Origin of the sequence: Bacteroides sp. CAG:189 (genome assembly GCF_000432295.1) — a bacterium.
In the GTDB taxonomy this organism is placed as follows: domain Bacteria; phylum Bacteroidota; class Bacteroidia; order Bacteroidales; family Bacteroidaceae; genus Bacteroides; species Bacteroides salyersiae.
Window position 1 is genome coordinate 1 of sequence record NZ_HF991007.1, and the last position, 7509, is coordinate 7509.

Sequence of the window (7509 nt, forward strand, 5' to 3'; positions counted from 1 at the left end):
TTTCCAATAAATTACACTCTTTTCGTAACTTCAAGAAGCAAAAAATGAGAATTAGATTGAATCAAAATCAGATGAACTATTTATATGATAATTTCATAAAAGGCAATACCTGTTTAATGCTAAAATTGAGAATCGATAAAAAAGAGAATGTCTATTTGATTGAAGTTAATGATGATATAGCTGATCAAATAAGAGATTGGGCAAATTTGCAATTACAAAGAAAAGGATTTGACAGGCATTACAAATTGACAAAAGAAGGTGAAATCTTAGACATGTTGATTGACGCTTTTTAGACAAAAAAATATTAGCTTATACAGTAAATCAAGATATAATATAAAACAAATTCGTAATATCAAACCATATGAGAGAATTAAACCTGCAAGAAGAAAAACTTTTGGAAGAGTTGATTTCGCGTTCAAATATAAAGATTCCTTCTAATTGGAAAAATGATTTATTAGTATCTCCTTTACATGATGGAAAAATGGGGAGTTTAACACTGTTCCCACACAATACGCTCAACAAAGAACGCCATTTTGGGGTGCAAGTTAGCGAATGCCAATTTAAAGATATTGATGGAGTGCCAGTAATAGCCTCTTTATATTTAGATAAAGATAACGAACTTTTCGAATTAGATATATGGAAAGTTGATTTTAGTAAATTGGAGATGATTCCTTCTCATTTTGAGGATGTTGAATATTCAAACCAAATACCGAAAAAATAAAGCGAGAAGTAGGCGGTTTCGATAAAAGACACTCGCTACTGATGAATTTTTATTCTCAATTGCTCATTTAAATAATCAATACCCATGAATGCCAACGAAATAATCAAATCTTTTTCCGATTTCTTAAATGCAAGTTGGAACTATGTTATTCCATTGTTATCGGAAAGAACTTATACATCAAATGAAGATTCAATAAATGATTGGATGCAGGCAAATTGGGAATTATTGGTTGAGAGAAAAATTCTGCCATTAAACGAATACCTGGAAGTTTATGGAGATGGAGCAGATTTTAATGGTATAAGCAGTAGAATAACCGATATCAATATAGCCGCAACTCACTATCTTTCAGTATTCATTCATCACGGAACAGATCTATTAACAAATGAAAAAATTAATAATTCCATCTTTTCATTTGAAAAGTTTGTAGGATTTAGAGCAGGTTTTTACACTGTAGCACCTCCGTTTAAATATGTTCTTGTGTTGGACAATAACAATATGGAAAGAGTTTTCCGTATTGAAAATACACATTTCGAACTACATAAGATTATATAATACCAACTCCTCATGCTTATATTAAAGAAAAGATGTATACCCAATACCACCCAAAACGGATTATCTAAAAAAGAAAGCTATGTGTGAATATCTAGATTTCAAAGAATTGAATTTACATGACTGTAAAGTCTATGCTTGGGGAATCCTTTCTGAAAGCCACAAATTATTGATGGATGTAGATTGGATCGTTTCATGGAAGCTACAAAATGGAACATATCGTTTTTACATATATCCCCATGCACTTTTGTATTTTCCAATGTATGGGATGTAAATATAGACATCGTCATGAATACGACTTTAATCATTGATAGTATGGAAATAATTTCAGAACAAGTACCTCACAATATATCAGTTTTGTCCAAAGGTACTAAAGAATACGCTTGTAGAATTAATTTTTTAGAAGGAAGTTTTTCTTTTAGGACTATTGATTTTACTATCATTCAACGAACCAAAGAGATAGAATCTACCATTGCCAATCTTTCTGAGAATGAGAGAGAAGGAATCTCCTTATCAATGGATGGAACTAAATATCGAGTGAATTTATAACATATCTACAATTGTACCTAAGCCTGCATAATAGTTAAGCAATTTATAGAATGTGAAAATAGCTTATGGATAAAGTTTCGGAAGACATAAATCATATTTTAGCAAAATGGGATCCTATTGGAGTTGGCGAAAACATAGCAACGGACGAATACAAAGGATACATCCCTATGATTCTCCATTTGCTTCCAAATCGGCAAGAATTGATGGAATATTTGGAAAATGTTCTTATGAATGAAATGGGTCTTGATTATAATTCAAACAATAAAAATCACCTTTATGACTTACAAAAAATTTGTAATAGCCTGATTGAAATCTATCAAAATCATAAGAAGTAAAAATTATAATACCCACACAGAAACATTTCACACGAACTTCTGCGTTACTTCGAATAGAAAAACCTATCTTTGTGATACATAAAAAACGATGATTATGGAAACAATGGACCGCTATATCCGATTTGACTGGGCAATTAAACGACTGTTGCGCCAGAAAGCCAATTTTGGGGTACTCGAAGGGCTGCTGACGGTACTGCTGAATGAAGAGGTGAAAATAGTGGAAATCCTCGAAAGTGAAAACAATCAACTGACTGCTGATGACAAGTTCAACCGTGCAGACATCAAGGCGAAGAACAGCAAAGGAGAAATCATCATTGTGGAAATACAAAACACTCGTGAATTGTATTATCTCGAACGCATCCTTTATGGAGTGGCGAAAGCAATTACCGAGCATATCTCACTCGGAGAACGCTATTATGAAGTGAAGAAGATATATTCCGTCAGCATTCTCTATTTTGATATTGGCAGGGGAGAAGATTACCTGTATCATGGGCAAAACACGTTTTTAGGTGTACATACCGGTGATCAGCTATTGGTCACCACCAAAGAGAGGGATGCCATAGTGACCAAGTTACCCGCCGAAGTATTTCCCGAATATTTTCTAATTCGCGTAAACGAATTCGACAAAGCCGCTGTCACCCCACTCGAAGAATGGATAGAATACTTGAAAACCGGAAGAATACGGCCGGACACCGTAGCACCGGGACTTGCAGAAGCCAGACAGAAACTCATTTATTATAATATGACCGCGGAAGAACGGCATGCCTATGACGAACATCTGAATGCTATCATGATTCAGAATGATGTGCTGGACGGAGCTAAACTGGAAGGATTGCAGGAAGGACGTGCGGAAGGACATGCGGAAGGATTGCAGGGAGGATTGCAGGAAGGCAAAAAGCTAAGCCAGATCGAAGTAGCCCGTAACTTAAAAAAGATGGGACTTTCCACAGAAATGATTGTCCAGGGAACCGGATTATCCGTAGAAGAAATAGAGAATTTATAAGACCAGTGTAGCCCGCTCTATCATAGACGTGTTAGCAAAAAGAAAAAACCTCTTTTTGCTAACACGTTTCATTTTTCATTACAACTAATAAATGTTTTTATTATTATACCTTTATTAGTTGTCACATCTTATGAATATTCTATTTGCTTCTCAGTAAGAAACACTCCGTTGCTCGTTGTTGAAAACAAGTATTTTTGAAAGATGTGCAAAGATAACGCAACCCTGTTAGAAATCAAATAGTTATAAAACATTTTTTTAGCAGGGAGGCAAAAGGAAAGCAAAAAAAAGCAGATTTGGAAAGGAGTTAGGTTACCAAATCGTAACTCCGCCAAATATGCTATAAAAAGGAGTATAATATATTATATTTCAATCTGTTGCTCGTTTTTGCATAGTATCAGATAACTCAACAGAAAGTAAATTTGTAACTAAAAAAAGTTGAGTTATGCGAAGCACATTCAAAGTATTGTTCTACACCAAGAACCAGTCAGTAAAAAATGGTAAGGCCCCGATTATGGGACGCATCACAGTCAATGGAACCCAAGCGGGTTTCAGCAGTAAAAGAACGGTGTCCCTTTCCTTATGGGACGTAAAAGCCAACTGTGCGAAAGGCAAGTCCGAGGAAGCACGCACGCTGAATCAAGAACTTGACAACATCAAGGCGCAGATAACGAAGCACTATCAGTACATCTGCGACCATGACAGTTTTGTTACGGCCAAGAAAGTATATAACCGCTATGCAGGTTTCGCAGAGGAATGCCATACTCTTATGGTGCTCTTCAGAGAACAGATTGAATCGTATAAAGAAAAGATAGGCAAAGGAAAGGCGGAAAGCACCTACCGTGGATTGGTTGCCGACTACAAAAGCCTTTTGCTTTTCATGAAAACCAAAAAGAACATTGAGGATATAGCTATTGACGAGCTTGAAAAGTCGTTCATTGAGGATTATTACACATGGATGCTCGGCACGGCAGGCAATGCGAATGCCACCGCTTTCAACCGTGTCAATACCCTGAAATGGCTGATGTACATCGCACAGGAAAAGGGGTGGTTGAGAGTTCATCCTTTCACATCCTTCGAGTGCAAGCCGGAATACAAGAAAAGGTCTTTTCTTACTGAAGAGGAATTACAGAGAATCATCCACGTGGATCTGAAATACAAACGCCAGCGTGCCATGCGGGACATGTTTCTCTTCATGTGTTTTACCGGTCTTGCATATGCCGACCTCAAAGCCATTACTTACGACAACATCCATACCGATTCCGACGGAGGCACATGGCTGATGGGCAACCGTATAAAAACCGGAGTGGCCTATGTCGTGAAGTTATTGCCCATAGCCGTTGAGCTTATTGAGAAATACAGGGGTGTGGACGAGAAGAAGGATTCCCCCGATAGTGTTTTCCCCGTAGGCGAATACAACACGATGTTACTCAGCCTCAGAATCATCGGCAAGAAGTGCGATTGCCATACCGAAGTCACCCCGCATATCGGACGTCATACATTCGCAGTTCTGGCCATTCTCAAAGGGATGCCGTTGGAAACCCTGCAAAAGGTATTAGGACATAACTCCATCCTTTCCACGCAGGTATATGCCGAGCTTATCAATCCGAAAGTGGGCGAAGATACCGACAAACTTTGCGAGAAGATAGGCCATGTTTACAAACTGGCCGTCTAATACCGACCAAAAGGAATGCCCTTTCAGCGGGCAGGCCGGAGGGACATTCCTTTTGTCTTTTCTTTATTTCCTGAACCTTCGGAAATCCCGGTAGTTCTTTTTTAACACCTCATACAGTCCGCTTTCGGGATAAAGAATCTTTCCACCGATGGTAGTATAGGACACCATGTTCTCATCACGCAAGGTTTGCAGTGTCCGCCGTGAGATGTGCAGCCTCTCGCACACGTCATCTCCAGTCAGGTAATGCTCATCCGCAATCGTGGGACGTATTCTTGCCGTGGCTTCTTCAACCGCCTTACCCGCTCTCCTTATCCATCCGGTCAGTTCCTTGAACTCTTCCGAATCCTTTGTGATAATGTCTGCCATAGCCTATTTCCTTTTTACAAGTCCTTCACTCAATATCTCCTGAATATCCGTTTCCCGATAGAAGAATTTCCCGCCTATGTTTGAATAAGGGATAAGGCCGTTGTCCCTGTAATTTTGCAGGCATCTCTTCGATATTTTCAGAGCCAGACATACCTCTTGTGCGTCCAATCATTTATCCGGTGCGGGTGAGGCAACCTTTTTACGGAAGTCTTCCAACTGTACCGCCAGCAGACTGAACTGTTTCCTCATTTCCAGATACGCGCTTGTTTCAATAATAGTCAGTTCCATACATGATGTTTTTAGTTTATACATTTTGATGTTTTCTCCGGCAAAATAAGTCATACTCTCCGGTAAAAACAAATGTGCGGAATCAATGTCGGATTTTGTCGTGCATTGCCACAACGCTAAAGTAAATGGCATGAAGAAAAGCTTGCCCCCTCCATGCTTCCACTTTTTTACTGAAGCTGAAGAAACAGTTTACCATATACCACAAGTAGATGGTGCGTGTTTTCACCCCTTTTTACAACCCGGAAAGAAAAGTGTATTCTTATCCGTTGCCACAGCAGACATACGCTGATTCTTATTGTCTGCCGAAACGGGTAAGTTACCCGCTTCGACTGGTCCGGTGATGCAACCAACGGCCTGCCCAATCTTTCAATAGCTCCATAACTTGATTCTTTTTGCATAACTTAATGTTTGCAAAGAAAATACGTCATCTGACAACCCACAATAAAGCGGGAATTCGAGTCGGGCTTTGGCGTCCGTTGGCATATGACTTTTAAATTAACCGTTTCTCCAGCATCCGGTTATAACTTACACGCAAGGAATCAATAAAAGGAGTAGTATCTGTACAACGGTCAAACACTTTTCCCCGTTTGGTATATAGTGCATTTATTTTCAGATGAAACATATCCTCAAAAGCCCGAATTACACTTATCACAGTCAGTTTGTCTCCATTTCTCGAACTTATTGTACCGGCAGCCATCAACGCAGCCACCAGTTCAATCAAATCATTGTCTGTACCGTTCCAAGTCAACATGACAACAGATTTATTTTCTGCATCCTTTATTATTTCTGATTTCAATTCGGGGATAATATTCCCATATCTGAATAACTCTTTAACCATTTCTATCTCTGCATCGAGAAGAGATAATGCCTTACCGATAAACACATCGTACAAAACATGTCTTTTCCCTAACATTTGCTCTGATGCTATTTGCATAGAGACTAATTCTATTTTGGTATAATTCAAGCGACGTAGCTTCAATATTTGATTCTCATTTTGTGGAAGTTCTCCAAGCAGAGTTACAAAATTATCATAAGCGGCAGGCAATTCTTCCGCCACTTGTACCATATCCTCCAAGTAGGAGGTAAACAGATTGAAAAGGAGGGCGTTTGTTAATGTTTTCATCGCATTACATTTTAGGTTTTATAAACTATCAACTCCTACTAAATCATCATAAAATGCATCAAGCAAGTACTAACTCATATATTTCTTCATTTTTATCTTTTACAAAATTATTGGTTATATGGGTAACTAAAAACGAGGTCGGTATGACTATATTTTTGATTCGCATTATCATGCTGACACATATCATGTTATATCAAATCAAAACTGGATAATATTTCCCGAAAATTAATCGTACACTCGGTAATCTGTTTTCATTCAAGTGGAGATGGAATATTAATAACAGATAAAGTGCGATTATTTATTGAGTTCATAATAAAATACTCATTTTTCTCTTTTCAGAAGAAAAAATGGGGTAAATTTGTATTATGTGCAATGTCGTATTACACAAATACCGACTACGGTATATTTATATATAAAACAATGTTATATAGCACTTTATTCTAAATGATATCCTGTATTATCTGTATCTTATTATTCTTGAATTAAAAATTATTCCTGTATTCTGAAGGTGTCACTTTTATCCGTTTTTGTACATAACGACTTAAATAGGATATAGACGAGAAATTCAGATACTCGGAAATTGCTGTTAAGGAAAGCTCTTTTTGTCTCAGTAAACGAGTGATTTCTTGAAGAGTAAAACGGTCGATCCAATAAGTAGCAGATTTACCGCTTACCTTTTTGCATATTTCCGACAGGTAATGAGGAGTAATGCAAAGCCGGGAAGCATAAAAATCGAGATCTCGGTTTCGGATATATTCGCCGTTATATAACAGTTCTATGAATTTCCGAAGCAACGAGGTTATGTGTTCCGATACCTGCACGTTATTCTGACTGCGTGCATGAATATCATAAAGGTCGAGGATGTGCGCCGTAAGCAGGCTTCCCATCAATTCTTCCCAAAAC

11 protein-coding genes are annotated in these 7509 nt (G+C 38.0%); 7 read left to right on the forward strand and 4 right to left on the reverse strand.

Going from position 1 to position 7509, the window contains the following annotated elements; genetic code table 11:
- From QVP90_RS03155 to QVP90_RS03185, 7 genes are all read left to right on the forward strand, one after another.
- A partial coding sequence (locus tag QVP90_RS03155; protein ID WP_288203888.1) for a hypothetical protein occupies positions 1 to 293 on the forward strand: 293 nt, incomplete at its 5' end.
- Between the two features lie 68 nt (positions 294 to 361).
- Positions 362 to 721 (forward strand): DUF6984 family protein, encoded by a 360-nt coding sequence (locus tag QVP90_RS03160; RefSeq protein WP_005926670.1) that lies wholly within the window; start codon positions 362 to 364, stop codon positions 719 to 721.
- A gap of 84 nt (positions 722 to 805) precedes the next feature.
- Positions 806 to 1273 (forward strand): hypothetical protein, encoded by a 468-nt coding sequence (locus QVP90_RS03165; RefSeq protein ID WP_005926673.1) that lies wholly within the window; start codon positions 806 to 808, stop codon positions 1271 to 1273.
- 285 nt (positions 1274 to 1558) lie between these two features.
- Positions 1559 to 1819, forward strand: a complete 261-nt coding sequence (locus tag QVP90_RS03170) for a hypothetical protein (RefSeq protein ID WP_021935624.1) — start codon at positions 1559 to 1561, stop codon at positions 1817 to 1819.
- Between the two features lie 65 nt (positions 1820 to 1884).
- On the forward strand, positions 1885 to 2154 hold the full coding sequence (locus tag QVP90_RS03175; RefSeq protein WP_005926679.1) for a hypothetical protein: 270 nt from the start codon (positions 1885 to 1887) through the stop codon (positions 2152 to 2154).
- A gap of 94 nt (positions 2155 to 2248) precedes the next feature.
- Entirely contained in the window at positions 2249 to 3157 is a 909-nt protein-coding gene (locus QVP90_RS03180; protein ID WP_021935625.1) for an Rpn family recombination-promoting nuclease/putative transposase, read from the forward strand.
- Between the two features lie 442 nt (positions 3158 to 3599).
- Positions 3600 to 4829 carry a site-specific integrase gene (locus tag QVP90_RS03185; RefSeq protein WP_021935626.1) on the forward strand — a complete coding sequence of 410 codons (1230 nt, stop codon included), beginning with the start codon at positions 3600 to 3602 and terminating at the stop codon, positions 4827 to 4829.
- A 63-nt stretch (positions 4830 to 4892) separates the two neighbouring features.
- On the opposite strand, the gene QVP90_RS03190 is transcribed toward QVP90_RS03185, so the two are convergent.
- From QVP90_RS03190 to QVP90_RS03205, 4 genes are all read right to left on the reverse strand, one after another.
- Entirely contained in the window at positions 4893 to 5195 is a 303-nt protein-coding gene (locus QVP90_RS03190; protein WP_021935627.1) for a helix-turn-helix domain-containing protein, read from the reverse strand.
- Between the two features lie 3 nt (positions 5196 to 5198).
- Positions 5199 to 5363, reverse strand: coding sequence for a helix-turn-helix domain-containing protein (locus tag QVP90_RS03195; RefSeq protein WP_038610719.1), 165 nt, complete (start codon positions 5361 to 5363; stop codon positions 5199 to 5201).
- A gap of 610 nt (positions 5364 to 5973) precedes the next feature.
- Positions 5974 to 6606, reverse strand: a complete 633-nt coding sequence (locus tag QVP90_RS03200) for an RteC domain-containing protein (protein ID WP_021935630.1) — start codon at positions 6604 to 6606, stop codon at positions 5974 to 5976.
- Between the two features lie 482 nt (positions 6607 to 7088).
- Positions 7089 to 7509: helix-turn-helix domain-containing protein (locus QVP90_RS03205; protein WP_288203895.1), on the reverse strand; the 421-nt coding region annotated here is incomplete at its 5' end.